2 protein-coding genes are annotated in these 763 nt (G+C 39.8%); one reads left to right on the top strand and one right to left on the bottom strand.

Annotated features, from left to right (window positions below; genetic code table 11):
- Positions 1-527: MobV family relaxase (mobV, locus tag FE392_RS22355; RefSeq protein ID WP_319931870.1), on the bottom strand; the 527-nt coding region annotated here is incomplete at its 3' end.
- Between mobV and FE392_RS22350 the strand changes: the two genes are divergently transcribed.
- On the top strand, positions 526-763 hold a 238-nt coding region (locus FE392_RS22350), incomplete at its 3' end, for a hypothetical protein (protein ID WP_319931869.1). The two genes, mobV and FE392_RS22350, sit on opposite strands and share 2 nt — an antisense overlap.

Raw genomic sequence — 763 nt, 5'->3', positions numbered from 1 at the left:
CCTTCTTTGTAGATATGCGGAATTTCTTGTTTTAAAAAAGTATCTAAGTCTTGATGAAATGTTTTTAATTCTTTACGTGTTAGCACTTCTTTTGCTGAAACCTTTTCCCTTTGCTTTTTCTCGTCCCACACAACAGGCATAAAAGCAAAGTGCATATGTGGCGTTGTTTCATCCATATGCACATTCGCTGACAGTACATTCTTTTCCCCGCCATAACGATTTGTTAAAAACTCATAAGTTTTCTCAAAGAATTTACGTTGTTCCTTTTCTGAAATCCCCTTTAAATTTTCTGGCAACGTAACAACCCAATCTGCACACACTTTTAAATCATTTCGCTTCAAAGCATGTACTTCACTTAAACGCTGATTCATACGAGAAAGTGTATCTCCTTCTTTTTCACATAAATCATAATTCGAATCTGACCGCTCATTATCAATATATAGATTTGAATGGTTTTCTGTTTTTCTATCCCAGTGAATAGATAGTCCTTGTACATTTCCTTTTGTGTATTTTTGAACGTGAGCCATGAGCGAGAACCCCCTTTTTGATAACCAGTATAACATGGGGATCAGCCAGACGCATAGTGTATGGTCTAGCACGTTATACCAAATTTCATTTGGACGTGCTCTGCGAGGCTCTTCGGCTTCGCCAATCCATGCGCTGCATGGAAAAGAAACACCTCGGACTTTGTCCGAACCTACAAGGGGAACTCTTCCCCTTGACCCCCTTCAATCGAACTCCCCAACCCCTCAATCCTTGAGGG

Origin of the sequence: Xenorhabdus santafensis, assembly GCF_033949405.1 — a bacterium.
GTDB lineage: Bacteria > Pseudomonadota > Gammaproteobacteria > Enterobacterales > Enterobacteriaceae > Xenorhabdus > Xenorhabdus santafensis.
The sequence above is the reverse complement of the archived record's forward strand: the minus strand, read 5'-3'. Positions and strand labels throughout refer to the sequence as shown.